Below are 26,709 nucleotides of genomic sequence, written 5' to 3'. Positions count from 1 at the left end.
ACTTGCGTTTTGGACGTTACTAAAACACATAGAAACAGCAACATTAACAAACCGGTTTTCATTTCCGAACATCCAAAACGCACGTTAACCTATTGTTTTAATTAACAAAAGATGTCCAGCCTTTCCACCACTCCCCTTCAGGCGTACCCGCAGCGCCTACCGCGCCTCTGAAAGTAACAGGCGTAAACCCACTGGCCACCTTAGCGTACGTAAAACTGGCGGAGTTCAGCAAAGGCGATCCGGCCAGCGGTGTAAAATCAGGATTGGCATAATTAAACGCGGCCGCAAGCTTCACTTCCCCGTTTTCAGCCAGTATCTCATTATTATATGCAGCGGTACCAAACCAGTTGCTCACATCGGCATTCGTCCATCCTGTTGCGGTGCCGGTGTTATCAGCGAACTTAGTGGGCGCCGCACAACCGGCAATGGTTGTATTCTGGATTACCAGTTTTCCTGCCGTAATATTTCCCTGAACAGGCGTTCCTTTACTGGCATCAATCAGCAAGCCGGTAGGCCAACCCATTATAACAGAATTGAAGATAGAAGTGCTGGTATTCCGCCTTAATTGTGCGGCTGCATTATATAAACTATTGCCGGTATTGTTTGCTTTTTCACGGGGCCCTATAGCCGTTATATTACTGAATACCGGCGCGGTTTGAGGAGTTAAATCACTGCCGTTGGCATCATTGTCGCTTTCAAACGCTTCTACTTTTGAAATGTCGGCGCGGGATGAATCCCTCAGCACTATACCAAACTGCACATTTCCACGGTAGCCGTTATCGCTGTCAAAATCATCGTCTAATGTTTTATAGGCAATTAAATGGCTGCAGTTTACGGTACCGCCAAACCATTCAAAAGCATCATCTAATGCATAGCTTACCTGCACATAATCAATAGTAGTGCCATTACCTACGCCACCAAAAGTAAGTGAGTTCAATTCTTTATCGGGGAGAAAAGCGTATCCTGCATATTCTATTCGCACATATTGCAGTGAGCCGGAGTTATCTGCATCATCCGCTCCGCCATATAGTCCTAACCCGTCTGCGTTGTTAACACCGCCTTCAATTTCTCCAATACCTGTAGTACCGTTAAAGGAATTGTTTGTTTTTGCGCGTCCCAGCAATACAATACCTCCCCAGTCGCCGGCAGAAGGCGTTGAGGCATCCGATGTAAATACAATAGGTTTTTCCTTTGTTCCGTTAGCAATCAGCTTAGTGCCACGGGTAATAATTAATGCGCCCCGGGTAGCTTTTTCTCCTTCAATCCTTGCGCCTGCTTCAACTGTTAAAGTAGCGCCATCTACCACGTATACTATCCCTCTTAACTTGTACGACACGCCTTCTTTCAGCGTTTTGTCTGCATTAATCTTACCCGAAAGAACAGTAGTTTCACCCGGCGTTCCACCATCACCTCCTTTAATGCTACCGTCTACTTCAATTTTACGGCAACCGGCAGTTACCAGTACGCCCAGAACTGCAAATGCTAATATCTTTTTCATATTCCTGTATTTGTTGATTTTTAAAATGTGCGGTTTTTATTTAATGCTGTATCCAAAAGAAATGCTGACAGTGGTTCCATAATTTCTGCTTATGGCTACTACGTCTGAAGAGCCCAGCTTCAGGTTCTTACTTTTATCTACATCATGATAGAAGTATGCCTTTTTATTGAATATGTCGGATATATTCAGGCGGATGTCGCCTTTATTATTAAGCACTTTTTTAGCTATCTGGAAATCAAGAAGCGGGCGGGAATCTTCCCATATTTCAGGCACCTGTTCATTACCCACATACAAAATCCTGCGGCCAATCTGGTTAAAAAGCAGTGTTGTGCTTATTCCCGCTTTTTCTATATCATATTGCAGTGATCCATTGATAACGTAAGGCGATTGCCCCTGCATGGGCCTGTCAATTTTTACGTTGGGATCATTGACCTTATTAAAGATATAGGAAAGATTGCCCTGGAAAGTGAAGTTCCTGAGTGCATGAGCGAAATCAAGCTTTTTACGAAAATCAAATTCAATTCCATAACCCGTTGCTTCCTCTGCATTCAAAAAATTAAAAGTATTGGTAGCTACGCCGGACTGGTTAAAATATAATTCTATAGGATTTTTAAAATACTTATAGAACACGCCTAAGGTTACCATTTCTCCTGCACGCGGATATAGTTCATACCTGAGGTCAATATTAGTTACTTTGGTTCGTTTAAGTGAACTGGAACCAATAACCGCCGCGCCTAATTCAAAATCGTAGAAGGCAAAATTGGTGAGTTCGCGAAACTCGGGACGAATAATGGTTTGGGAACCCGATAAACGGATATTTGTTTTTGAGTTCAGCTTAAAAGTAAAATTAACAGCGGGGAGCAGGTCGCCTTGTTTGATATGTGCATGGCGCTCGTCATTTTGTTTTACGCTTCCCACCAACTGGTCAAAATGCTCATACCTTGCACCCCAAACCACTCTTAACCACGAACTGAATTGATTATCGAACTGCAGGTACCCGGCATTCAAAATACTATTGGCCATATACCGGTATTGTTTACCAATAATTTCATCAAACTTAAACTTCCTCGGATCGCCGGCATCAAAATTCGCTTCGTTAAATACCTGGTCTTCATTCTGCAGACGTAATGGAGAAGTTCCATCTACCAGGTATATGGAAAAAGGCCTTGAATCGAAGAGCCTGTCTTTTACCTGGAAGAGATAGCCCGCTTTTACGGTTTGGTTTTGTCCAAACAGCATGAACCGGTTTGTTATATCGCCTCCTGCATTGTAAATATAGTCCGACAACATGGAATAAAATACACTGCCTGTTTTCTGGGATTTGGATTCGCCGATCAGCAAATTATAAGGGGCATTGGGCTCCTCTTTTGATTGATTGTACTGAACCCTGCGCTGCTGGGGTATATACCCATCGAGGATATTAAAACTACCATACCAGTTAATTTTAGAACGAAGGGAAGCGATATTATGCTCTCCGATGAGTTGCGTATTAAAAAATGTATTAGAGCGAAAAGCAAGTTCCCTGGCGCGGATATTTTCTCCCAATACCGGGTCCTGCTCATAATCAGTGCCTGTTCTTAAAGTGGTATAGTCAGATGCGTTTATATTCAGGATATTCTTTAAACTGATCTTATTGTTCCTGTTTAATTTAATAGAAAAATTAGCCAATACGCCCGCCAGCACATCGTTGCTGTATTTATGGCTGTTGTAATCAAATAACAGGGAACCCTGGTTATTATTAAAACTATAAAAACCATTATCAAAATCCATGTTCCGGCCGGAGCGGCTGTAGGTTAGCCCCAGGATAGCTCCAAAGTCTTTTTTGAAAAGCTTTGCGTTAAATCCGCCATTGAGCTGAAAAGAAGCATTAAGCGGCGCCTTGCCTTTATGCACAGACCAGTTGGTAGCTATGCTTTTGGCCAGGTTTGTTTTTCCCGCATCGGTTAATGCCTGGAAATTTGTTTTGGTAGGAAAATGATCAGGCAATGCCCTGGTTCCATCATCAATCCCTAACCAGTCAGTGCGTCCTCCATTATAGGTATAAAAATCTTTACCAATTGTTTGGGTATTAAAACCAGTGCCTGCCTGCACAGAAAGAAAATCAGCAGAGGGAATATCCTTCGTATTTACCTGCACCAGCCCTCCGGCCCACTCGCCGGGATATTCGGGAACAAAAGCCTTATTGATCACTATGTTATCAATCATGGAAGAAGGGAAAATATCGAAGGAAAAGGTTTTTCTATCGGGTTCGGTAGTAGATAACTGTACGCCGTTTAAAAGCGCTGTATTATACCGGTCGCTTAGCCCCCTTACAATAAGGTATTTCCCTTCCTGTATACTGGCTCCGGGAATTCTTTTTAATACTTCCCCCGTATTTTTATCCGGAGAACGGCGGATGCTTTCCGCTGAAATTACGGAAGCAACAGTGTTCGTGTTTTTTTGAAACGCGATGATCGAATTTACCGTTTCGCGGCGTGCATTGGTTTTAGTGGCTGTAACAACTACTGTTTCGAGGCTTTTTGCCGCCGGTTCAAGTATAATATTCAATTCATTGGGAACACCGGGCAGCACTTCCACATCTGTAATGCTTTTTTCCGTATAGCTCACAGCAGAAATAATGAAAGCGTACTTAGTGCCGGGAGAAAGCGATATAATGTAGCGGCCTTCTATATCGGTAACCGTTCCACCTGCAGCAGCAACTTTTATGGTTGCGCCCGAAACCGGCTCATTCTTTTCATTTATTACTTTACCTGTTAAAGGAATGGTTTGCGCCTGAATAAATGAAAAGGACAGTATGAAAATAAATAACACACAACTGCTAAGCGTTCTTTGCATACCTGAATTTTCAGCAAAGGAATAGCCCTTGTGTTAACTCATGATGAATGCAAGGTTATCAATATGTTGCTCCTGGATTACCGGAATATTAACAACAGGTATAAAAATGTGGAATAAAAAACCCGCATGTTAAGAAATTATTAACTCTTGAAATCAGGAGCCGGTAGCAAATGATACCTTTACTTTTGCCCAAAGTTTCCGTTATGATTAATTCTATAATGAAGATCTTTTTACCTAAGGATCGGGTTTTTTACGAACTGTTTGAAGAAGTTGCCGTTAAAGTACTGGAAATGGCCAGGAAATTAAAAGAAGTAGTGCACGAACCGGATTACGACAAAAGATCCGCGATAGCTTCCCAGATTGAAGAGCTGGAACATGTGAACGATGATCTTACCCATAAAATATTTACCGAATTAGGCAGAAACTTCATCACACCCTTTGACCGCGAGGATATTCACTACCTGGCATCTGCGTTAGATGATATCGCAGATTATATTTTCGCCTCTTCCAAAAAAATAAAATTTTACCGGGTTAACCCCAACGACCAGGGTATGCAGAAGTTTGCCGAGCTGATTGTTCAGGCATGTGAACATATTAAGGTGGCGGTTCATGAGCTGCGCGATATGAAAAATCTTCGCCAGATAACGGAATCCCTGGTAAAAATAAACAGTATAGAAAACCAGGCGGATGATATTTTTGATATGAGCATTGAGCGGTTGTTTGCAACAGAATTAGACGCCAAAGAAGTAATAAAGAAAAGAGAGATTTACCAGGCTATGGAAATAGCTACAGATAAATGTGAAGATGCCGCTAATGTAATTGAGTCCATTATCGTTAAATATGCATAATGTTTGAGCATTTGAACATTCTTTATCTTCTTATTACCAGACCCTCAAACAAGGATGCATGACCTTATTAGTTGTTATTATCATTCTGGCATTGATTTTTGACTATATTAACGGGTTTCACGATGCCGCCAACTCCATTGCCACTATTGTTTCCACTAAAGTACTCACTCCCTTCCAGGCGGTACTTTGGGCGGCATTGTTCAACTTTGTAGCTTTCTTCATCTTTAAAGATCACGGCGTAGCCAATACCATTGCCAAAACAGTAAAGGAAAGCTATATTACCCTGCAGGTTGTACTGGCGGGCTTGTCGGCTGCCATTATATGGAATCTTATTACCTGGTGGTTTGGTATACCTTCTTCATCCTCACATACTTTAATTGGCGGATTTGCCGGTGCGGCCATTGCGCATGCCGGTTTTTATGCCATAAACATGGCTCCGGTGATGCAGATTGTGGCCTTTATCTTTTTAGCCCCACTCCTGGGTATGATTATGGCACTGGTTATTTCACTATGGTTCATCAATGCTTTCCGAAAAAGTATATGGCCGAAACTCTTTTCTATCGGGCTTATGGTACTTACGGTATTAACACTTTCCCAGATCATGGAGTTTGACCCGGCCAATTTAAAATCGCATTACGAAAGTTATATATTGAAGGTCATCTTTCATTCTCACAATTTTAAGCTGGTGCTGCTTGCTTTAATTATAATGATCATGTGCATATTCACGCTCTTTCTCAGCAGGCTGAATGCACACCGGTCTACGGTATGGTTTAAAAAGTTACAATTAGTTTCTTCAGCGGCATTCAGCATTGGCCATGGTGGTAATGACGCTCAAAAGGTAATGGGCATTATTACAGTAGCGCTCATTTCGCACGGCAGTATTCAAACTTTTGACGAAATGCCTTACTGGGTACCCATATCCTGCTATACCGCCATAGCGCTGGGAACTTTAAGCGGGGGATGGAAAATTGTGAAAACCATGGGCACCCGCATTACCAAGGTAACACCCTTTGAAGGGGTTGCCGCCGAAACGGCAGGTGCCATCACGCTCTTCGTTACAGAACACCTTAAAATACCGGTAAGCACTACCCATACCATTGCAGGCGCCATTATGGGCGTGGGCGCCACCAAACGCCTGTCGGCCGTACGCTGGGGTGTTACCGTTAACCTGCTTTGGGCATGGATTATAACCATCCCTATAAGCGCGCTTATGGCCGCCATCATCTATTGGCTCTCCCATTTCTTTTTTTGATACTTTAATCTGCTTTATTTTAACCCGAAGTGGGTAACTTCGTCCGGGGTAAACCTGCCAGTAACAGCTTACAGGTATCGTACGCTGTTTAGCCGGGAAAAAAGATCATTGCTTTTATACAAATGAGGAAAACGGCAGCGGGAAAGCATATAAACAGGTAGTATATTTATTAAGATAAAACAGATCACTATTTCCAGATGAAAGGAATTATTTTGGCGGGTGGATCAGGTACAAGATTGCATCCCATTACTTATGCTATCAGCAAGCAAATGATGCCGGTTTATGATAAACCCATGATATACTATCCCTTATCAACCCTTATGCTGGCGGGTATCAGGGAAGTACTGATTATTTCAACACCGCATGATCTGCCCAACTTTAAAAAACTGTTTGGAGATGGCAGCCGTTTGGGACTGCAATTTTCTTACGCTGAGCAGGCAGTACCCAACGGACTTGCCCAGGCTTTTGTAATAGGCGAATCATTTATAGGCAAAGAAAAAGTGGCCCTGGTATTGGGCGATAATATTTTTTATGGAAGTGGGTTAGGCCGTACCCTCAGCAATAATATTGACCCGGATGGCGGTATGGTATATGCTTACCAGGTGAGTGATCCGGAACGTTACGGGGTGGTAGCGTTTGATGAACATATGAACGCTTTATCCATTGAAGAAAAACCGGTGAAGCCCAAAAGTAACTATGCGGTTCCCGGGCTTTATTTTTACGATAATGAAGTAATCAGCATCGCTAAAAACCTAAAGCCTTCCCCAAGAGGAGAATATGAAATAACGGATGTTAACAAAGCATACCTGCAGAGGGGAAAATTAAAAGTATCGGTATTAGACAGGGGAACCGCCTGGTTAGATACCGGAACCTTTGATTCGTTAATGCAGGCCTCGTTATTTGTGCAGGTAATTGAACAAAGGCAAGGTATCAAAATTGCCTGTATAGAAGAAATTGCATACAGAAAAGGATTTATTAGTAAGGAACAATTACTGAAAACAGCCGAACCCCTGATGAAAAGCGGATATGGAGAATATCTTTTGAACTTAGTATCTTGAATTAAATTTTTATAACTGGTATGAAAAAAATTCTGGTAACAGGCGGCTGTGGCTATATCGGATCGCACACTATTGTTGACCTGATTGAAAATGGGTTCGACATCATTTCTGTTGATAATAATTCACGCTCCTCTGAGCACTTGCTGGAGGGTATCGAAAAAATTACCGGCAAAAAAGTAAAGAACTATAAGGTAGACCTGTGTGATTTTAATGATACCTATGCCATTTTTGAAGAAAATGAAGATATTGCCGGTATTATCCATTTCGCCGCCTATAAGGCGGTGGGAGAATCGGTGGAAAAGCCGCTGCTGTATTTTGAAAACAACCTGGTTTCCCTCATCAACCTTTTAAAATGCGTTGAATTTTTTAAAATCCCTTATTTCGTTTTTTCCTCATCCTGCACGGTATATGGCAACCCCGATCATATACCCGTAACGGAAACCACGCCTACCAAAGCGGCAGAATCGCCCTATGGTTATACCAAGCAAATGGGAGAACAGATTATTGGAGAGTTTGCACATGTTAACAATACTTCCTGTGTTTTATTACGTTATTTTAACCCTGCCGGAGCACATCCATCGGCGCTCATAGGAGAGCTACCTATTGATAAGCCACAGAACCTTGTGCCGGTTATTACACAATCTGCCATTGGTAAACTGCCCGGGATTACTGTTTTTGGAAATAATTACGCCACACGCGATGGCTCCTGCGTAAGAGATTTCATACACGTAAGCGATCTGGCTCATGCCCATACACTGGCGCTCCAGTACCTGGTGGAACAGAAAAACCAGAAGAATCCTGAAATATTCAACTTGGGTACAGGATCCGGCATTACCGTACTGGAAACCATAAAAACCTTTGAAAAAGTAACCGGCCTGCCTTTAAATTATACGATAGGCGCCAACCGCCCCGGCGATGTAATTGCCATTTATGCCAATAATGACAAAGCCAGGCAGCAATTAGGCTGGCAGCCCCGGTTTACCCTCGAAGATATTTTGAGCACAGCATGGGCATGGGAGCAAAAACTGAAGGAAGATGAAAAATTGTTTACAGGAAAAAATATCCAGTTAAATTAATCCATTATAAAAACATATACATACGAATAAATTATGCTAAAAGACATACAGGTAACAGGACAAAAAGATACAAGAAGTGGATTTGGTGATGGTATTCATGAATTAGGTAAAAACAACCCCAATGTAGTAGCGCTTACAGCCGATCTCGCCGGTTCCCTAAAGTTAAACGCGTTTATTAAGGACTTTCCCGACCGCTTTATACAATGCGGAATTGCCGAAGCCAATATGATAGGTATTGCTGCCGGCTTAACTATTGGCGGTAAAATTCCGTTTACCACCACTTTTGCCAATTTTTCTACAGGCAGGGTATACGACCAGATTCGCCAGTCGGTAGCCTATTCCGGTAAAAATGTAAAAATTTGCGCTTCCCATGCCGGGTTAACCCTGGGAGAAGACGGCGCCACACACCAGATATTAGAAGATATTGGTATGATGAAAATGTTGCCCGGTATGACAGTGATTGTGCCATGCGACTATAATCAAACCAAAGCCGCAACCCTTGCTATAGCCGATTATGAAGGACCGGTATACCTGCGCTTTGGAAGACCCGTTTGGCCCATATTTACCAAAGCCGATGAAAAATTTGAGATCGGCAAGGCGCAATACTTCTCGCAGGGAAGCGATGTAGCCATTTTTGCCTGTGGCCATATGGTTTGGAAGGCTATTGAAGCAGGTATACAATTAGAAGAAAAAGGAATCAGCGTGGAAGTAGTAAACATACATACCATAAAACCACTTGACGAAGAAGCCGTATTAACCACCTTGCGCAAAACAAAATGTGCGGTAACGGTGGAAGAACATAATATTATTGGCGGCCTGGGCGATGCGGTAGGACAGGTAGCTGCACGGCATTTCCCGGTTCCTGTTGAATACGTAGGCACAAAAGATACGTTTGGCGAAAGTGGTAAACCCCTCGAACTTTTAAAGAAATACGGGCTTGATACTCCGGATATTATTGCAGCCGCAGAAAAAGTACTTAAACGGAAGTAAAGTACTTAAAACAAAACCCAGGGTATGGCAGATAATCATGCTGATGATATTTTGTTACTGCAGGAATTCCGCACTCCCGCCACTAAGGAAAAAGCGTTTACCGGTATTATTAAAAAGTACCAGGAAAAGCTATACTGGCATGTGCGCCGTATAGTCATTCACCACGAAGACGCCAACGATGTTTTGCAAAATGTATTTATCAAGGTCTGGAACGGGCTTGATAACTTTCGTGAAGATTCCCAATTGTATACCTGGCTATACCGCGTTGCTACCAACGAATCGCTGACTTATATAGAACAGCAAAAACGAAAATCATCGGTATCTATTGACAATGAAGGAAGCATAGCTAACCAGTTAAGGGCCGATAAGGATTTTGACGCCGGTAAAATAGAATGGAAATTACAAATGGCTATTCAGCAGCTTCCTGATAAACAACGAGTTGTATTTAACCTCCGCTATTATGATGAAATGCCATATGAAGAAATGAGCAGGGTGCTGGATACCTCCGAAGGCGCATTAAAAGCCAGCTATCACCATGCGGTAAAAAAGATTGAAGACTTTATTCTGAATCATTAAACCTTCTACATATAACGTAGTCTTAACATTTAATGAAACGTAATTTCAGATTATGAAATGTAATTCAGATATAGAGAAAGAGCTAGGGGAAATCAGCCCGGCCGTTTCTGAAATTGGGAAAGAAAATGTTTTTCAAACGCCACCCGGGTATTTTGAAAATCTCCCCGAAAAAGTTTTAGCACTTATCAAGGTAAATGAGGAGCAAACTGATGTATCAGCCAATGAAGAAATCAAACAATTATCGCCCCTCATTGCGTCATTAAGAAGTAACCCTGCATTAAGTGTTCCTGCCGGTTATTTCAACACCTTTCCCGGTATCGTTCTGGCTAAACTTGCTGAACCAAAAGAAAAGGCTCCCGTAATTAGTATGAGTACAGGTAAAAAAAGAAAATGGCTGAACTACGCCACGGCGGCCGCAGTAACAGGAGTTATAGGTACAAGTGCATTATTTTTACTCAATACCGGCAATAGCGGTAAAACAATACCTGTTGCTCAAAATGATGGCATCCAGTCTGTATCATCCGGGCTACCCGGAATTACTGATGCCGATTTAGCAAACTACCTTTCCGCGGCACCGAAAACGCCCGAATGGGTTTCAGAAAACGCTGATGCGGAATTTGAGGATGTTGCCTTTTTAAAAATAGATGATACTACGCTTGGTAATATGCTTAAGAACATCCCTGATGAAACACTGAAGAGCTATGAACAGGATATTTCCGGGGAGATATCTTTATAAAAAACTTCATCACAGATTGCGTTTAAAAGTTTTATACTTATACTATCTCCTGCAGATATTATTCTTAAAATGATATGTTATTTTGAAACATTGCTATTAAAATAAAAAATAAATATTTTTTTCGTGAAAAAAATTTTTTTACTTTTTGGATTTATTACATTTGCAACCTTGCTAACCAATGCACAGGAAGTTGCAGACTCCGGAAACGGCAGAGATAAGATAAAAATGCTTGAAATTGGGTATCTTACGAGGCAATTGCAACTCTCTACCTCCGAAGCCGAAAGATTTTGGCCTTTATTTAATAAATACCGAAAAGAATTAAGATTTGCTATCAAGGATAGAAGCATCAATGATGAGCTTGACAGGCAACAGAAGGTCTTAGATATAAGAAAAAAATACCGTAAGGATTTTAGTAATACATTGGATGAAGAAAGAGGGCCAAAAGTATATGAGGCGGAAGACAGGTTTAAAACGATGGTGCGAAAGGAGATGCAGCAACGGATGAAAATGAGACAGGATGGAACGGCGCCCCAACGTAAAAACAAATGATTTTTTAAATACGGAATAATTACCTAATTTTAACTCGGTGTTTTTCATAGGTTAGCAACGGCTGGCTCTTTCTAGGGCTGGCCTTATTTGTTTTAAGGCCCTATGCGTTTTACTCTGTTTGCTACTTTATACCCAAACAGTATAATTCACCGCATGTTCTGAAAAATTTATTAGCTGCCGGAATAGTAATATAAGTTGGCTGGTTATTACGTTTTTGAAATGCTGTCCAGCAAATCCTCTGCAAGATCGTATACAGACTGCATCTCTGCTTCATTAATAACGGGCGTATATAAGGCCACTTCGCACTGCTGAATAAGCAACTGGAATTGGGTAATAATAATATCGTCAAATCCTCTTGCTTTCATTCGCTGCTCTATATCTTTCTTATGGGTGTAAGTGCCGGTAAGCTGTAATTTTTCATTCATATAATTCCACAAAGCCTTGCCCAGTTCTGAATAAAACCCCTGCCCGTTTTGCTGTATAAGCATTAGCCGCGCCTGGAATAAAGGATTAGACAAAAAGCCTGCCTGTGGCGCTGGCTCCTCCTCCCTGTGAACCGGAACCATTTTCTGTTTGCTATTGTTAGCACTTATTAAAACAGGCGCATTACCCGGAAAACGGATATACCTGAATAAAAAGAAACCAAACAAAACCAGCAGCGCTGCAGCTGCTATCATCCATAACCTGCCTGTTCCGGTTTTCGTAGTTTCAAATGCGGCTACTGCCGTGCCGGCACCGGAAAAATTTTTTTTCGCCACAGCAACAGCGTTAATAATAACAGCATCTGTTTTCGCAGTTTTATACTGGTTGGCCTGCGGATCAAAATAGGAGAATTCAACAGGAGGAATCGCTATTATTCCTGTTCGTTTAGGCATTACCGTAAATGCAAAGGTTTTGTACCCCCGCATAGGCGCCACATTTTTTAAAACATTTTCTTTAATATCAGGCTCATAGGCTTCTATATCTTTTGGCCAGTGTACCAAAGGCGCATTAATAACACCAAAATTACCTTCCCCTTTTATAATAACCCTTAGCAGCGCTGCATCATTCAAAGCAATTTCATTTTTGTTAATAGTAGCTTCAATGCTGAAATTTCCCACCGCGCCATCAAATGAGTGGGGCCGGGCGAAAGCCGGAAGCGCCTTTACCGTTACAGGCAATGCATTACTTTTAATATTCACATTTTCCGTTACAATGCCTTCATGGGTAACATTATCCGATTCAAACGATCTCAGCAACTCGGGCAAATGTTCTCCCTTGTCTTTCATGGCCGTTTCAGCACTTACAAAAGAAATGGAATTTTCTACCTCTGCCGGGTCAAGCTCAAGAATGCCCGGCTGGAGCGGGAAAAGCTGGGCTTTGCGGATAAGATATACATTGAAATTTTTACCATTCAGCGTTTCAATGGTGGAAGGCGCTGAAGAAGGATCAACGATATCATATACGCTAAAACCATTAAAAGATGGTCTTTTAGACACTTTTGACTCAGAACGGAGGCGGGTATATAATTTATAGGTGGCTATTACCGGCTCGCCTTCATAACAATGATCCTTACTTACATCTACCTTAATAAAAAGATTTTGCCTGATCTTGTTCTGAATATCTTCGCCTTTGCGGATAATATAATCACTGTATAATTGCTGATCCAGCACATCGTCATACGAGTGATTTTGAAAATTATACCGGTTATTATTATGTTTCGACTCTTTAACCTTAAACCGGATGGTATTAAAAATAAAACGCCTGTTATTTATTTTAGCAGACCCACCTGAAAGTGCGTAATTACCCGGGGCTTCGGGTTGTATAACGTACATAAAAGTAACGTAGCTGTTCACCACGCCGTTAACAGCAGAAGTACCCGTTGTATGCAGTGGACCTTCCACAATTTTACATCCTTTAAAAGAAGGCGGCACAAATTGCTGCACTTCCTCCGCATTCTCCACGGTAAACTGCAGCTTAATGAACTCATCCTGCAGCACAATACTTTTATTAGCTGAAGCGGAAATTTTTACCTGACCCCGGCTTTGCTGAACCGGCAGGCAAAAAACAAACGGCAGTAATGCAAATTGAAGTAAATATTTTCCTATACGATTCATCTTTTATTTTCTCTCCTCTATGCCCGTAACAATCACAATACAAGCATAACAAATGTATGCATTTGGCTACAGGAGACGGGTTGAAAGCGCGGTAAAGTTGCGTTAAAACACCACCGCTACGCTTACCCGCCTGCCCGTTTATCACAATTGTTTAACAGCAAAGGATAAATGAAACAAAACATTTATTCAAACATAATTCAAATATCATTACAGCAGCATAGCAAACAATGTTTTTAGTATCTTGTCCTATTATTTTAATCAAACCATATCATTCGCTGTATGTTACTTCTCGGCATTGACGTAGGCACTTCATCCATAAAAGTATCTGTAGTAAATGCTGCCGATACAACACTGATTGCTTCTGCCCAGTTTCCTGAAACGGAAGCTACCATTATTTCGCAACAGCCCGGGTGGGCAGAGCAGGAACCGGAAAGCTGGTGGCAATATGCCTGCCAGGCTATACAAAAACTTGCCGCCTCCGGCCGTTTTAACCCCCGGGATATAGCGGCTATCGGCATTGCTTACCAAATGCACGGACTGGTAATTGTGGATAAAAACAAAAAGGTTTTACGCCCTTCCATTATATGGTGCGACAGCCGTGCCGTTGAAACGGGTAATAAAGCTTTTACAGCTATCGGCAACGCCTACTGCCGGGAGCACCTTTTAAATTCACCGGGTAATTTCACAGCATCCAAACTGGCATGGGTAAAAGAACACGAGCCTGCTATTTTTGAAAAAGCGGATAAGCTCATGTTACCCGGAGATTATATTGCTATGCGGCTAACACAGGAAATAACCACTTCTCCTGCCGCATTATCAGAAGGTGTTTTATGGGATTTTCAATCCGATGCTGTAGCCCGGCCGGTAATGGATCACTATGGCTTTTCTGACCATATTATTCCTCCGGTGCAATCCGTATTTTCCGTTCATGGCACGGTAACCCCGGAAGTAGCCGCAACATTAGGATTAAAGCCCGGCATCCCCGTATCCTATAAGGCCGGTGATCAGCCCAACAATGCCTTATCACTGAATGTAATGAACCCCGGTGAAATTGCGGCTACAGCAGGCACTTCAGGTGTAATATACGCGGTAAGCGATAAGCTAACCGGCGATCCGCAATCAAGGGTAAACAGCTTTGCACATGTAAACCATACCGCAGCAGAAAAAAGCATAGGCGTTCTGCTATGCATTAACGGCACGGGTATTATGAACAGGTGGATGAAAGATGTGGCCGGCAACCATTTATCGTACGCGCAAATCAATGAGCAGGCAGCAAACATTCCTTTGGGAAGTAACGGGCTTACTATATTGCCCTTTGGGAACGGCGCAGAGCGTATGCTTGGAAATAAGTTGATGGGAGCGCAAATCAGTAACCTGCAGTTAACCACACATCAATCGCCACATCTGTTCCGGGCTGCACAGGAAGGCATTGCCTGCGCTTTCCGTTATGGATTAGACATCCTGAAGGAAAACGGCGTTCGCCCTTCGGTTATCCGTGCGGGAAAAGCCAATATGTTTTTAAGCCCCCTGTTTACAGATCTTTTTGTGAACTTTACCGGCACCCCGGTAGAATTGTATGAAAATGACGGCGCAGTGGGAGCAGCTATAGGCGCAGGCATTGGCGCTGGTATTTACACAAACCCTCAGGAAGCATTCCGAAACTATAAGCCTGTTGCCCTGGCAGAACCCAATAACAATCAAAAAACATATGCAAGCATATATGAAAGGTGGAAGGGCATATTGGAAAAAGCTTTATCATAGCCTGCAGCTCAACTATCGTGTATGTATACTTGCAACATATATATTGGCTGCCGCTCCGGCGCTCGTTTATGCACAGGAGATACAGGGAACGGTATATGATATTACACAAAAGATTCCCCTGCCGGGAGTAAGCGTGCTTACCGTTTCCGGACATGGCACACAAACAGACTCTATGGGGTTTTACAGCATCAGGGTGCTTCCGGCAGATTCCATATGGTTCTCTTACCTGGGGAAAGCCACTCCCAGATACCCGGTTACAACCGTTCAGAACCCTGCTGCCTTTGACATTGCCATACAAATATCGGCTATTGAACTGCCCGGCGTTACCATTAGAAAGCCCAGCTACCGTTTTGATTCTTTACAAAACAGAAGAGAATATGAAAAGGCATTTAATTACCGTAAACCCGGACTTCACGTTTCTTCTTTGTCGCCCGGCAGTGTTGGCGCCGGCGCAGGCGTTGACCTTGACGAGCTGATCAATGTATTTCGCTTTCGCCGCAACAGGAATATGAAATTTTTGCAGGGATGGCTGATAAAAGAAGAGCAGGAAAAATATATAGACTATCGCTACAGCAAATTGTTTATACGAAAGCTTACCCACTTAGAAAGTCCGGAATTAGATAGTTTTATGAAGTATTACCGGCCCCGGTATGAGTATGTGGTTATGCTGAATGATGCTGAATTGGGATTGTATATCCTGGAATGTTTTAAAGAATACAAAACCCCAAAAAGAAGAAGTAGTAATTAATTTTTGATGATCGTATTTGTAAGTATTTTTTATATTTAGCACCCCTGCTTTCCCATATCTACAAAAACGCCATCTGCCCTTATAGCTAACGGCCAATGCTTTAAAAAATACCCTTCGCCGCTTACATTATACCCGGTACGCATATTAAACTTATAGCCGTGCACCGGACATACAATATGGCCCGCCTCATTTATACAGCCATTGCTTAAAAGCCCTCCCGCATGGGGACATTTGGAAGCAAAAGCAAAAAAGGCATCCTTGAATCTGCCCACACAAATCGCTTTATCCCCCGCTTCTGTTAAAGCAATATTATTGGTACCAAACTCCATTTCGCAGATATGATCGGCGATCTTAATCCACCTTTGATTTTTTTCGGGCATTGTGCTGTGAAGGATAATAATGAAGATTACAATATAATTACGCAGTACTGTTCTAAGCCTGGTAAAAAAATTCAGTTTTATAAGGATACCTGATACGGTACAATTCACGGATCTTATCCGTCAGTACTTTACGCAATTCATCAATATTTTGTTTTTCCGTGGCGGCAATAAAAATACAGTTACCCTGCGTTTCATTCACCCATCTTTGTTTCAGTTCTTCCAGCAACTGTGTTCTTGTACCTTCATCCAGCCATTCATCGAAGGTATTTTTTACATACAGGTCCATTTTGTTAAAGATAGTGATCACCGGTTTGTCATAGCACGCCAGGTCCTGCAGGGTTTTATTTACTACTTTCATCTGGTCTTCATATTGCGGATGTGATATGTCCACCACATGCAATAATATATCACTCTCTTTCACTTCATCTAAGGTACTTTTAAAGCTTTCCACCAGGTGATGCGGAAGTTTCCGGATAAATCCAACGGTATCGCTCAGCAGGAAGGGTGTGTTTTCAAAAACCACTTTGCGGGTGGTGGTATCCAGCGTGGCAAACAGCTTATTCTCGGCAAATACTTCGCTTTTGCTCAGTACATTCATGATCGTAGATTTTCCTACATTGGTGTACCCCACTAACGCAGCGCGAATAAATTCACCCCGGTCTTTCCGTTGCGTAAAAGCCTGCTTATCTATTTCTACCAGCCTTTTACGTAAAAGCGATATTTTGTCCCGCACAATACGCCGGTCGGTTTCAATTTCCGTTTCCCCCGGGCCTCTCGTTCCTATACCGCCACCCAGCCGCTCCAGGTGTTTCCACATGCCTCTTAACCTGGGCAGCAGGTACTGGTACTGCGCCAGTTCAACCTGGGCCTTGGCCTGGGCGGTTTTAGCGCGATTGGCAAAAATATCCAGTATCAGATCGCTCCGGTCTATCGTTTTAATGCCCAATATTTTTTCAATATTGGAAATCTGCGAACCGGTAAGCTCATCATCAAAAATAGCAACCTGAATATCGCCATGTTTCTCAATATACAGCCTGATCTCTTCCAGCTTGCCTTTACCTATAAATGTTTTGCTATCGGGATGCGGCAGCTTCTGATAGAATTTTTTTACTGCTTTTGCACCGGCTGTTTCAGCCAAAAAAGCCAGCTCTTCAAGGTATTCCTTCAACTGGTGTTCCGTTTGCAACTTATGCACCAGCCCCACCAGCACCGCTTTTTCTTCCTGTAAAAATTTACTTTTTTTATCTATCAATCCTTAAAATTTAGAACTGCAAAGGTAAACGATGCATAATAAAAAACGGATGTCACTATTAACATCCGCTTCCGTTTAAAAATATAATAAATTAAATTTATAACCCGCTTATCGTTAGCCCGATAGAATAGGGCTTAACATTTGGACCAGCGCCTTCCCTGATGAATTCATTAAACTGGTAGGTGCCAAAAATCGAAAACACGCCATATCCCACACGAAGCGTACCCGCTAAGCGGGTAGTATTAAAATTTCTTTTGTCTTTCACTTTTTGGGTATAGCCACCATATCCTTCCCTGTCGCGGGTTATTTTAGCCTTGGTATGGGCATCTATCATGGTTCCCACTTTAACGCCTAAAGCCACTTTGAAGGACTTGTTATAGTTTGTTGGGTTACTGGCGAACCGAAGCTCTACAGGAACTTCCAGGTAGCCTGTAGCTATCTTATATTTTTTATAGGAACTCACCGTATCATGCGCAAAGTTCAGGGGATATTTTCTCAGGTCAACCGTGGTTTTTTTAAAAAACATATTGTCGGTACCCACTCCTGCTCCTATGGCTGCACTGAAGCGGGGATCCGATTTAAAGGGAAAATCAAACATGAAGTACATGTTAAAGGTTCTGCTTAAGCCTCCTGTTCTGAGTGTATCAGGAGATCCTGCCCAGCCATTATAGCCCACCTGTATCATAAAATGGTCTGCAGCGCGGCCTGAAAACTGGCTGTTGTTCCGGCTTTTTTGCCGGGAAAGCGTGTCTGTTTCCGTTTGTGCCCATAAAAAATTACCCCATACTATCAATGAAATAACCAGTAAGAAACGCTTCATAAATTAAATTGAGTGACAAATGTATCCTGCAACAGGTTAATAAAAGGTTAAAGAGAACAAATATAAAAGACATTTTTCTTAACCCGGAAAACAAAAAGAATAGTAATAAAACAACTGCCAGCGCTTACATCTAACCTTTCATCTTCCCCGGAAAAGATGCGCAAGGTATTGATATTAGGGTATATTTTAAAAAATGAATGGGTGCAGGTAAGGGTTACAATAGCTTAACCCTGAAAAAAACGTAAAGCAATTCAAAAACCTTATTACCTCAAACTTTTAATTAGTCTCCGTACATAATTGCCGCCTGATAGTCTGAAAAAGTTATTATACTTGCTGCATTTATAATACCGCTTTTATGAACCGCTCCATTTTAATTGTTGTATCTGTCGCATTACTACTTGGCTCCTGCAATCAACCTGAAACAACTTTTGGGGAAGAAGACGGTCTTGCCGCTTTCAGCGCCGATACTCTGGGAAAGCATATCGCTGAACTTTCGGGTGATGATTTTGAAGGAAGAAAGCCATTTACTGAAGGAGAAACAAAAACGATTCATTATCTGAAGGATAAATTCATTGCAGCGGGGCTGGAACCCGGCAACGGTGAAAGTTATTTCCAGGAAGTGCCGATGGTGAACATTACTACCCATGCTGCGCCAGCTATGCAGGTACAATCTGCCAAAGGAAATTTTACTTTAAAAGGACTGGATGATTATGTGGTATGGACAGATAAAACAGATACTTCCGTTTCGCTTGATAACGATGAACTTGTGTTTGCAGGTTATGGCGTGGTAGCCCCGGAGTATAACTGGAATGATTACGAAGGATTGGATGTAAAGGGGAAAGTGGTGATGGTATTGGTGAATGATCCCGGTTTTAACGCAGGTGATACGTCTTTGTTTAAAGGAAAAACGATGACCTACTACGGTCGCTGGACGTATAAATTTGAAGAAGCCGCCCGGCAGGGCGCCAAGGGCTGCCTGGTCATTCACAATACGGAAGCGGCGAGCTATCCGTTTACAGTAGTTCAGAACAACTGGAATGCCTCCCGTTTGCGTTTAGACCCACGGGGGAAAAATGAGAAGATATGCGATGTGATTGGTTGGATATCGGCGCCGGCGGCGCAAAAATTATTGATTGCTGCAGGTAAGGATACAACCTTACTTGCCTCAGCCGATGTGAGAGGATTTAAAGGGACACCTTTAAACCTGAAGTTATCAACTACCATACGGGTGAAAACCAATTACAATCAGTCCAATAATGTAATTGGCAAAATAACAGGCAGTAAATATCCCGATGAAACCATCATATATACCGCGCACTGGGATCACCTCGGTATTGGAACGCCCGATGAAACCGGCGACTCCATTTACAATGGCGCATTAGACAATGCGAGTGCAACAGCGGGACTGGTAGAACTGGCGCGTGGGTTTAAAAGCCTGCAAACAAAACCTGAACGGACTATTGTTTTTTTGTCTGTAACCGCTGAAGAGCAGGGATTATGGGGTTCGGCTTATTATGCTCAAAACCCTGTTTACCCGGCCAATAAAACCGTGGCCAATATTAATATGGATGGATTGAACTGGTATGGAAAAACAAAGGATGTGATTATAGTAGGACAGGGACAATCGGAGCTGGAAGATTACCTTCGGGAAGAAGCCGCCAAAGTGAACCGTGTTATTACGCCCGAAGTGCATCCCGAAGCCGGCTACTATTACCGCTCCGATCATTTCAATTTTGCCAAAGCAGGTATACCGGCTTTATACGTCGGCAGTGGCATTGATGTAATTGGTAAAGAAAGCGGGTATGGTAAAAAAATGGATGATGAATATACTGAAAAGCATTACCATCGCCCCTCCGATGAATACGATGGCGCCACCTGGAAATTAGATGGCGCCATTGATGATCTTCAACTGCTGTTCAGAGTAGGGCGCCGCCTGGCGTATGGACAAAACTGGCCGCAATGGAAAACGGGGTCTGAGTTTAAGGCGATAAGGGAGAAGAGCAGGTAAATTGCTACGTAGCTGCAATAATGTAGTAGTTGAATATTTTCACTTTTAAAAGTGAAAAACATCAACTATCTTTATAAATAAAACAAATATAATGGCTGCAACTGATGTGAAACAAAAAAGCACCGTTCGGAGGAAATTCAGAAACTTCGATTTGAGCGATGAGATAAAGATGGTAGGCGCTGCCCGTAAGGGTATCAGTGCAGAGGTGTTTTACAACTTTGCCCACTTAATAAAAATGCCTGAGAAAAACCTCGCCGAACTGCTTTATATTCACCCCAGGACAATAAACAACTATCGGGAGCAGGAAAAAAATCTGGCGCCTGTTGAAAGTGAACACCTGCTCAGGCTCATTGCCCTTTTTGCAAAGGGAGAGGAGCTTTTCGGTAATGCAGATGAATTTAATTACTGGTTGCAAAAGCCTTTCTGGAGCACAAAGGAAAAGCCAATAGACTGGCTGACTACTCCCGGTGGCGTTGGATTGGTGTCGGATGAATTAGACCGGCTGGCACATGGATATGTTGCTTAAATAATTACTGCATGCTGGTGTATCGTATTGTTCATAAAGCATATAGTCAGACGCTCTTTGCTCCGGGTATAAGCGGTCGCTGGAACGGAAAGGGGCGCAAAGTAGTGTACACCGCGGAATCTGTGCCGCTGGCATTTCTGGAAAACATGATCCGCAGAAAAGGAGTAGGATTCAACGGGGATTTTAAAATAATGATCATCGAAATACCCGACACGCTCAGCATTACTGAAATAAAAGAAACTGATATGAAAAACGGGTGGAGAGATTTTACAGATTACAGCAAATGCCAGCCACTCGGAAACGCATGGTATGACAAAAGCGATACGCCTGTTTTAAAAGTACCTTCCGCCGTATTGCCCGGCAACTTTAATTATGTGCTCAATCCCATGCATCCTCATTATACACAAATTGCTCTGATAGAAACCACCAACCTGGTACCCGATGAGCGCATTGAAGATATTCTTAAGCGATACCGGTAATGATAGTCTGTATTTTTCATGAAAGGATGGCCAGCGTTATTTTTTCAGCGCTGCAATAATAGTTCTGAAGCTTTCTATTCCCGCCTCCAGGTTTTCAACAATCTCCTCCGCCAGTTCATCCGGATCAGGCAGATTATCCAGATCGGCCAGTGATTTATCTTTTAACCAGATAATATCCAAACTGGTTTTATCCCTGGCGATGATCTCATCATAGGTAAATTTTCTCCAGCGTCCATCAGGATTGGTTCCACTCCATGTTTGTTTTCGTTTATGCCTGTTGGTTGGGTTATACCAGTTAATGAAATCCTGCAGGTCTTCCAGTTTCAGCGGATTCTTTTTTAAGGTATGATGAATATTGGTGCGGTAATCATATATCCACACTTCTTTGGTCCACGGATTTTTGCTGGACGGTTTGCCGTCAAAGAACAGCACATTCGCCTTTACGCCGTTGGCATAAAAAATACCTGTAGGCAAACGAAGGATGGTATGCAGGTCGGTAGTTTCCAATAGTTTCTTTCTTACCGTTTCTCCTGCGCCACCTTCAAATAAAACATTATCCGGTAAAACAACCGCGGCAAAACCGGTTGTTTTGAGCATGCTTTTGATATGCTGTACAAAGTTGAGCTGTTTATTGCTGGTGGTTACCCAAAATCCTGGCGGTTGTACGTAAGGTCTTCTTTTTCCTGTTCGCCTTCTTCGTTGGTGAAGGTCATGCTGCTTTTTTTGCCAAAGGGTGGGTTGGCCAAAATATAATCGTAGCGGTTTTCAGAAGCGGCAATTAAGGAGTCGTTGGGAGATATCATTACCTGTTCACTGTCTATATCTCCAATATTGTGCAGGAACAAATTCATCAATGCCAAACGCCGGGTGCCCGCTACAATTTCGTTGCCGAAAAAGGTTTCGTATTTAAGGAATTTCTTTTGTGATTTATCCAGTTCATGGTTTTCCGTTATCCAATCATAAGCGGCTAAGAAAAAACCACCGGTACCACAGGCAGGATCGGCAATGGTTTTATTCGGCTCGGGCCGCAGGCATTCTACCATCGTTTTAATCAATGCTCTTGGCGTGAAATACTGTCCGGCGCCGCTCTTGGTATCTTCGGCATTTTTTTCCAGCAGGCCTTCATAAATATCGCCTTTGTCTTTTACACCCATCAGCACCCATTGCTCGGCATTAATGAGCGCAATAAGTTTATACAGTTTAGCGGGGTCAGTTATTTTATTCTGGCTCTTGGTAAATATTTGTCCCAGTATACCTTTTTCCTTTGCCAGTTCCCGCAGCAGGTTATTGTAATGAACCTCTAATTCATCACCACTTTTATTGGTGAGGGTAGCCCAATTGTATTTTGAAGGGATAGGCATTTTGCGGAGATGTGGCGGTTTACTGTACTCATCTGCCATTTTTAAAAACAGCAAATACGTTAGCTGTTCTAAATAATCACCGTATCCTACGCCATCATCGCGAAGGGTGTTACAGAAGGCCCATACTTTGGAAACGATGGAAGACGTGTTTGCAGAATTGCTACTCATAAATACTTTTATTCACTAAAAATACTGACATAATTTTTATAGATATAGGTCTTCCCCCATTTGCTGTTTTCATCTAATGGCTTCAAAATACCCAAATCAATAAACCTTTCAATTAACTTTCCTGCGCCAGCCCTGGTGAACTTCATGGTATTTACTACCATAGCACTGCTGGCAATAGGAGTTTTAAATAGCTCCTTCAGGAACAATACGCCACTTGTTGCTTCTCTTTTACCAAGTGCTTGTATCTTTCTCATGTCTTCTTCCCGAAGCATGGTTATTTTTTTTGAGGTAGTAATACCTTGGTTAGCCGTATCAATTACGCCATCCAGGAAAAAATGTAACCATTCGTTCGTTTTATTATCATGATATGCATTCAGCTTGTCGTAATACAATTGTTGATGCTTTTTAAAAAAGCTGCTTAAAAACAAAACGGGTTTTTCTAAAATAGCCCGCTCAAAAAGAAATAGCGTTATCAGCAACCTTCCCGTTCTGCCATTGCCGTCTAAAAATGGGTGAATACTTTCAAACTGTGCGTGCAGTATTCCCGCCTGCAATACCGGCATCAATGATGTATCATGAATAAATTTTTCAAAGTCGGCCAAAGCGTTCTGCATAGCAGCTACCGGCGGTGGGATAAATGATGCGTTATGCAAGGTTGTACCGCCTATCCAGTTTTGTGTTCGTCTAAATTCGCCCGGATCAGAAAAATGGCTTGACCTGGCATCCGTCATCAACTCTTTATGCAGCTCCCTCAGAAAACGCAGAGAAAAAGGAAAATCTGCAAGCCGTTTGGTACCATAATTCAAAGCTTTAATGTAAAATAATATATCGTCTGCGTCTGTATCTTTTACATTTACACCAGCACTCATTTCAAGCGCATCCATCATGGTTGCTCTCGTGCCTTCTATTTGTGCTGAACTGGTAGCATCTTTTATTATATACATGCTTAAAAAGAAATCCGCATCAGGTAATACATGGGTAATGCCATCCAGTTTGCCTATCAGCCTTTCTGCCATAGCAGCCTTAGCTATCAAATCAGCCGGGAAATCCAGTAGGTTTACTGATGGAAATGGATCTGGTATAAAAGCCGTATATCCCTCTGGCTGTTTTATTAATTTTCCTATTCCCATAGTATCATTTTAGTAAACATTCGTTCCACAAATGTAAACTAAATATGCACTTGGTTTACAATAAAGAAAGTCATGTAAACGATCTTTCATGATGCAATCATGCTAAATAGCTGACTATCAATTAGTAAAGATTTTATATACCAACCTCTCCTCAAACGCTTTCTTTAATACTTTGCCTCAATGCCTCTGCCTGTTGCAGGCTTTGGGTAATGCCTATTTCCACTCTTTTCCTGTATGATTAACCCGGTTGATGATGCCCACCACGTCCGTTTTACGGGAAAGTATATAAGTATCATCCACCAATAAAGAAATATAGGCTTCGTAATGCGCTAAAAAATACTGACGAAAATCCTTATCGCTGAATAAATAATGCAAATAGTCGCTTTGCTTTTTTACCATCAGCATTTCAAGGTAAGACATGATGCAGGTATCCAAACTTTCCCATAGCCCCGGTTGATGAATGTACAATTTATCAATTGCCACCGCTTTATCTATCTGGTTGTTCCAGGCGTACACCATCGCCACTATATTATAACCCATCATTTGCCGTGAAATTTTTTGCAAAATGGTGTTGGCGTCGCTATTATAAATTATTTGTTGTGAATCGAGAAACGCTTTCCCGGTTTCCGCATGCTGCAAAGCAAGTTCCCGGTTGCGGCCCTGCTGCAACAACTCATAGGCAATTTTCAGACTTTGCTCTTTTTCTTCCAACACCCGTTCATCATCGGCGTCTGTCGTTGCGGGGGTTTTAGAAGCAAGATTGTAAGCCGGTGGATTATTCCAAAACTCCTCTGCTTTTTGTGGCCAGTCGTAGCGAAGCTCCAGAAAACTTCGGTCTTCAAAATCTTCAATGCAGTCAATCCACCGGGCGGCATGCAGGTATTCGGTTAACCGGTAGTTGTGCAGCAGCACATAATCATCGCCGGGGAAACAATAATCTTTGGGTAGAAGTTTTCGTGAAATGTCTTCCGGGGGAATATTTTTGAACTGCTCCGGCAGTGCCTGTTTTCTTACCGTTACAAAATCCAGATCATGATTCGGTTCCCAGTCAGGAACCAGAAACATATGAATAAGATCGTAGATAGCATCTGTACGGCTTTGGGCTACCAGGTGGCCATACCAATTATCATTAGGTGAAGACATACGGTTGTTTTTATTTTATTCCAATCAACCTCCCCTCAAACGCCCTTTTTAAAATACTTTGCCTTAATGCTTCCGCCTGTTGCAGGCTTTGGGTTATACTTTCTTCCATTTTATCGGATATGCTGAGGCGGGATTCAATTTGCTGGACGATTTGGGTTTGTTCGTTGAGTGAACAAACAGGAATCGGATAATTTTTAAGCAGGGAAGATTCTATGCTTTCTACAGTCGTTCCGTCTTTACTACATTCTCTCCTGATATCTTCGTTTTTTGCCTGGACGTACCAATATACATAATCAGGCAGAATATTTTTGGGTGTAAAGGCTTGTATATCTTGATTGACTGTAACATCACTTGCGGTAATTGCTACAGGTAGGGTTCTACGTAGAATTCCACTACGCACAACAAAAAGAATCGAGCCCTTGCTCACTAATTTAGTAGATGAATTTTCAATTGCAACTGAAGTGATTTTATCTATGGTATCATAAATTACTTTTGCCTTCATATCCTTAGGAGAAACCCAAAGAATAGTTCCATTATTCCAAAATGTTTTATTTGCTTTGCTAGGTGTACCACCCCCTTTCCATGTTCCAATATCATTAAGCTTTTGAATCTTCCACCCCTCCGGCAACGCTCCATTATCTGAACCATGATTTATGTGATTATTTTGATTTGCCTGATTATTTTTTGTTTTACAATCAGCCGCAGGTTCTGCAGCAAGCATTACATCATGTTCATCATGTAAATCGTAAGAATCATGGTTCAGACCTTTTGTCAGCTTTCCCTCAAACGCCCATTTCAACACAGCCTGCCGGTAGGTTTTTAGTTGCTGCTGGGCGGTACACAGGTTTTCTATGCCTTTGTCTAAGGCACTAAAGAGTTCCTCTATTTTGGAAACGATGGCTTGTTGAGCGGGTTTGGGGGGAAGAGGAAGGTCTAAGTTTTTTAATATTGTTTGGCTGATGTTTGGTTGTGCTCCACCAATTCCCTGATTAACTAATTTTTGTTTCTTATAAAATAAATAATTGTATAAAAAATGAGAGTTGATTTTTTCATTTTCATAAATCCCGCAAATTGCCTGATTGGTTGCAGCATCAGCTCCAAGAAATGCAAGCTTGCCTATTGTTGCTCCATAAAGCGCAATCAACAAAGTTCCCTTCGGAAATATTTTTGCACTTGAGTTTTTTATTGCTTCCTCAGAAATCTTTTCTTCTGTATCTGTTATTAACCCTTTATCAAGTTCACCTGATTTTACCCAAGGAATATTTCCATTATAATATTTAGTGTATTGACAAATTAATTTAGAAACATTTATTATATTTGTGTTACTAAAATCAATTTAGATGTCAACACAAATAAAGCTAAGCAAAAAAGAATTGTTGTATTTAGGAGAGCAAAAGCGGTCTGGTAATGTGAGTTTAC

24 protein-coding genes are annotated in these 26,709 nt (G+C 42.1%); 13 read left to right on the top strand and 11 right to left on the bottom strand.

Translation table 11 applies throughout. The annotated features are described in order from the left end of the window. Positions 1-97 precede the first annotated feature (97 nt). The gene (locus VL121_RS15330) at positions 98-1,498 is read right to left on the bottom strand and encodes a hypothetical protein (RefSeq protein WP_325406875.1); all 1,401 of its coding nucleotides are present in this window, start codon (positions 1,496-1,498) and stop codon (positions 98-100) included. Between the two features lie 36 nt (positions 1,499-1,534). Next, on the bottom strand, positions 1,535-4,333 hold the full coding sequence (locus VL121_RS15325) for a TonB-dependent receptor (protein ID WP_325406872.1): 2,799 nt from the start codon (positions 4,331-4,333) through the stop codon (positions 1,535-1,537). A gap of 203 nt (positions 4,334-4,536) precedes the next feature. On the opposite strand from VL121_RS15325, the gene VL121_RS15320 reads away from it, so the two are divergent. The 8 genes from VL121_RS15320 to VL121_RS15285 all read left to right on the top strand — a co-directional run bounded on the left by VL121_RS15320 (position 4,537) and on the right by VL121_RS15285 (position 11,418). Beyond that, entirely contained in the window at positions 4,537-5,181 is a 645-nt protein-coding gene (locus tag VL121_RS15320) for a DUF47 domain-containing protein (protein ID WP_325406870.1), read from the top strand. Positions 5,182-5,239: 58 nt separating this feature from the next. Beyond that, a complete protein-coding gene (locus VL121_RS15315) occupies positions 5,240-6,433 on the top strand; it encodes an inorganic phosphate transporter (RefSeq protein WP_325406868.1) in 1,194 nt (397 codons plus the stop codon). A 197-nt stretch (positions 6,434-6,630) separates the two neighbouring features. Continuing rightward, the gene (gene rfbA, locus VL121_RS15310; protein WP_325406866.1) at positions 6,631-7,491 is read left to right on the top strand and encodes a glucose-1-phosphate thymidylyltransferase RfbA; all 861 of its coding nucleotides are present in this window, start codon (positions 6,631-6,633) and stop codon (positions 7,489-7,491) included. Positions 7,492-7,511: 20 nt separating this feature from the next. Continuing rightward, positions 7,512-8,567, top strand: coding sequence for a UDP-glucose 4-epimerase GalE (galE, locus tag VL121_RS15305; protein WP_325406864.1), 1,056 nt, complete (start codon positions 7,512-7,514; stop codon positions 8,565-8,567). A gap of 33 nt (positions 8,568-8,600) precedes the next feature. Next, entirely contained in the window at positions 8,601-9,557 is a 957-nt protein-coding gene (locus tag VL121_RS15300) for a transketolase family protein (protein WP_325406862.1), read from the top strand. A gap of 24 nt (positions 9,558-9,581) precedes the next feature. Further along, a complete protein-coding gene (locus VL121_RS15295; protein ID WP_325406861.1) occupies positions 9,582-10,133 on the top strand; it encodes an RNA polymerase sigma factor in 552 nt (183 codons plus the stop codon). 52 nt (positions 10,134-10,185) lie between these two features. After that, complete coding sequence (locus tag VL121_RS15290; protein ID WP_325406859.1) at positions 10,186-10,869, top strand: hypothetical protein; 684 nt, start codon at positions 10,186-10,188, stop codon at positions 10,867-10,869. A 123-nt stretch (positions 10,870-10,992) separates the two neighbouring features. Next, a complete protein-coding gene (locus VL121_RS15285; protein WP_325406857.1) occupies positions 10,993-11,418 on the top strand; it encodes a hypothetical protein in 426 nt (141 codons plus the stop codon). A gap of 206 nt (positions 11,419-11,624) precedes the next feature. On the opposite strand, the gene VL121_RS15280 is transcribed toward VL121_RS15285, so the two are convergent. After that, entirely contained in the window at positions 11,625-13,514 is a 1,890-nt protein-coding gene (locus tag VL121_RS15280) for a BatD family protein (RefSeq protein WP_325406855.1), read from the bottom strand. Positions 13,515-13,793: 279 nt separating this feature from the next. On the opposite strand from VL121_RS15280, the gene VL121_RS15275 reads away from it, so the two are divergent. Together VL121_RS15275 and VL121_RS15270 are read left to right on the top strand one after the other, a co-directional pair. Continuing rightward, complete coding sequence (locus tag VL121_RS15275; protein WP_325406853.1) at positions 13,794-15,275, top strand: xylulokinase; 1,482 nt, start codon at positions 13,794-13,796, stop codon at positions 15,273-15,275. Continuing rightward, a complete protein-coding gene (locus tag VL121_RS15270) occupies positions 15,235-16,023 on the top strand; it encodes a carboxypeptidase-like regulatory domain-containing protein (RefSeq protein WP_325406851.1) in 789 nt (262 codons plus the stop codon). The genes VL121_RS15275 and VL121_RS15270 overlap by 41 nt, the downstream gene beginning before the upstream one ends. 35 nt (positions 16,024-16,058) lie before the next feature. Here the strand turns inward: VL121_RS15270 and VL121_RS15265 are convergent, their stop codons facing one another. The 3 genes from VL121_RS15265 to VL121_RS15255 all read right to left on the bottom strand — a co-directional run bounded on the left by VL121_RS15265 (position 16,059) and on the right by VL121_RS15255 (position 18,475). Then, positions 16,059-16,403 (bottom strand): Rieske (2Fe-2S) protein, encoded by a 345-nt coding sequence (locus tag VL121_RS15265; RefSeq protein WP_325406849.1) that lies wholly within the window; start codon positions 16,401-16,403, stop codon positions 16,059-16,061. Positions 16,404-16,455: 52 nt separating this feature from the next. After that, complete coding sequence (gene hflX, locus VL121_RS15260; protein ID WP_325406847.1) at positions 16,456-17,655, bottom strand: GTPase HflX; 1,200 nt, start codon at positions 17,653-17,655, stop codon at positions 16,456-16,458. 97 nt (positions 17,656-17,752) lie between these two features. Then, complete coding sequence (locus VL121_RS15255) at positions 17,753-18,475, bottom strand: outer membrane beta-barrel protein (RefSeq protein ID WP_325406845.1); 723 nt, start codon at positions 18,473-18,475, stop codon at positions 17,753-17,755. Between the two features lie 355 nt (positions 18,476-18,830). Here VL121_RS15255 and VL121_RS15250 point away from each other — a divergent pair, with 355 nt between their 5' ends. From VL121_RS15250 to VL121_RS15240, 3 genes are all read left to right on the top strand, one after another. Next, on the top strand, positions 18,831-20,483 hold the full coding sequence (locus tag VL121_RS15250) for a M28 family metallopeptidase (RefSeq protein WP_325406843.1): 1,653 nt from the start codon (positions 18,831-18,833) through the stop codon (positions 20,481-20,483). Between the two features lie 91 nt (positions 20,484-20,574). Beyond that, positions 20,575-21,009: a type II RES/Xre toxin-antitoxin system antitoxin gene (parS, locus tag VL121_RS15245; RefSeq protein WP_325406841.1), complete on the top strand. Its 435-nt coding sequence runs from the start codon at positions 20,575-20,577 to the stop codon at positions 21,007-21,009. Between the two features lie 11 nt (positions 21,010-21,020). Then, positions 21,021-21,488: an RES family NAD+ phosphorylase gene (locus VL121_RS15240; RefSeq protein ID WP_325406839.1), complete on the top strand. Its 468-nt coding sequence runs from the start codon at positions 21,021-21,023 to the stop codon at positions 21,486-21,488. 36 nt (positions 21,489-21,524) lie between these two features. Here the strand turns inward: VL121_RS15240 and VL121_RS15235 are convergent, their stop codons facing one another. From VL121_RS15235 to VL121_RS15215, 5 genes are all read right to left on the bottom strand, one after another. After that, positions 21,525-22,085 carry an HsdM family class I SAM-dependent methyltransferase gene (locus VL121_RS15235; protein ID WP_325406837.1) on the bottom strand — a complete coding sequence of 187 codons (561 nt, stop codon included), beginning with the start codon at positions 22,083-22,085 and terminating at the stop codon, positions 21,525-21,527. A gap of 44 nt (positions 22,086-22,129) precedes the next feature. Beyond that, on the bottom strand, positions 22,130-23,017 hold the full coding sequence (locus VL121_RS15230; RefSeq protein WP_325406835.1) for a type I restriction-modification system subunit M: 888 nt from the start codon (positions 23,015-23,017) through the stop codon (positions 22,130-22,132). An 8-nt stretch (positions 23,018-23,025) separates the two neighbouring features. Beyond that, entirely contained in the window at positions 23,026-24,147 is a 1,122-nt protein-coding gene (locus VL121_RS15225) for a Fic family protein (RefSeq protein ID WP_325406833.1), read from the bottom strand. Between the two features lie 213 nt (positions 24,148-24,360). After that, entirely contained in the window at positions 24,361-25,290 is a 930-nt protein-coding gene (locus VL121_RS15220; protein ID WP_325406831.1) for a hypothetical protein, read from the bottom strand. Positions 25,291-25,300: 10 nt separating this feature from the next. Next, positions 25,301-26,584, bottom strand: coding sequence for a restriction endonuclease subunit S (locus VL121_RS15215; RefSeq protein WP_325407096.1), 1,284 nt, complete (start codon positions 26,582-26,584; stop codon positions 25,301-25,303). Positions 26,585-26,709: the final 125 nt, after the last annotated feature.

This window comes from Agriterribacter sp., assembly GCF_035497235.1.
Taxonomy (GTDB): domain Bacteria; phylum Bacteroidota; class Bacteroidia; order Chitinophagales; family Chitinophagaceae; genus Agriterribacter.
The sequence above is the reverse complement of the archived record's forward strand: the minus strand, read 5'-3'. Positions and strand labels throughout refer to the sequence as shown.

Excerpts from the sequence above, each read along its gene's own strand:
- VL121_RS15330 (WP_325406875.1), bottom strand. The coding sequence starts at position 1,498 with ATGAAAAAGATATTAGCATTTGCAGTTCTGGGCGTACTGGTAACTGCC.
- VL121_RS15325 (WP_325406872.1), bottom strand. The coding sequence starts at position 4,333 with ATGCAAAGAACGCTTAGCAGTTGTGTGTTATTTATTTTCATACTGTCC.
- VL121_RS15320 (WP_325406870.1), top strand. The coding sequence starts at position 4,537 with ATGATTAATTCTATAATGAAGATCTTTTTACCTAAGGATCGGGTTTTT.
- VL121_RS15315 (WP_325406868.1), top strand. The coding sequence starts at position 5,240 with ATGACCTTATTAGTTGTTATTATCATTCTGGCATTGATTTTTGACTAT.
- rfbA (WP_325406866.1), top strand. The coding sequence starts at position 6,631 with ATGAAAGGAATTATTTTGGCGGGTGGATCAGGTACAAGATTGCATCCC.
- galE (WP_325406864.1), top strand. The coding sequence starts at position 7,512 with ATGAAAAAAATTCTGGTAACAGGCGGCTGTGGCTATATCGGATCGCAC.
- VL121_RS15300 (WP_325406862.1), top strand. The coding sequence starts at position 8,601 with ATGCTAAAAGACATACAGGTAACAGGACAAAAAGATACAAGAAGTGGA.
- VL121_RS15295 (WP_325406861.1), top strand. The coding sequence starts at position 9,582 with ATGGCAGATAATCATGCTGATGATATTTTGTTACTGCAGGAATTCCGC.
- VL121_RS15290 (WP_325406859.1), top strand. The coding sequence starts at position 10,186 with ATGAAATGTAATTCAGATATAGAGAAAGAGCTAGGGGAAATCAGCCCG.
- VL121_RS15280 (WP_325406855.1), bottom strand. The coding sequence starts at position 13,514 with ATGAATCGTATAGGAAAATATTTACTTCAATTTGCATTACTGCCGTTT.
- VL121_RS15275 (WP_325406853.1), top strand. The coding sequence starts at position 13,794 with ATGTTACTTCTCGGCATTGACGTAGGCACTTCATCCATAAAAGTATCT.
- VL121_RS15270 (WP_325406851.1), top strand. The coding sequence starts at position 15,235 with ATGAAAGGTGGAAGGGCATATTGGAAAAAGCTTTATCATAGCCTGCAG.
- VL121_RS15265 (WP_325406849.1), bottom strand. The coding sequence starts at position 16,403 with ATGCCCGAAAAAAATCAAAGGTGGATTAAGATCGCCGATCATATCTGC.
- VL121_RS15255 (WP_325406845.1), bottom strand. The coding sequence starts at position 18,475 with ATGAAGCGTTTCTTACTGGTTATTTCATTGATAGTATGGGGTAATTTT.
- VL121_RS15250 (WP_325406843.1), top strand. The coding sequence starts at position 18,831 with ATGAACCGCTCCATTTTAATTGTTGTATCTGTCGCATTACTACTTGGC.
- parS (WP_325406841.1), top strand. The coding sequence starts at position 20,575 with ATGGCTGCAACTGATGTGAAACAAAAAAGCACCGTTCGGAGGAAATTC.
- VL121_RS15240 (WP_325406839.1), top strand. The coding sequence starts at position 21,021 with ATGCTGGTGTATCGTATTGTTCATAAAGCATATAGTCAGACGCTCTTT.
- VL121_RS15235 (WP_325406837.1), bottom strand. The coding sequence starts at position 22,085 with ATGCTCAAAACAACCGGTTTTGCCGCGGTTGTTTTACCGGATAATGTT.
- VL121_RS15230 (WP_325406835.1), bottom strand. The coding sequence starts at position 23,017 with ATGAGTAGCAATTCTGCAAACACGTCTTCCATCGTTTCCAAAGTATGG.
- VL121_RS15225 (WP_325406833.1), bottom strand. The coding sequence starts at position 24,147 with ATGGGAATAGGAAAATTAATAAAACAGCCAGAGGGATATACGGCTTTT.
- VL121_RS15220 (WP_325406831.1), bottom strand. The coding sequence starts at position 25,290 with ATGTCTTCACCTAATGATAATTGGTATGGCCACCTGGTAGCCCAAAGC.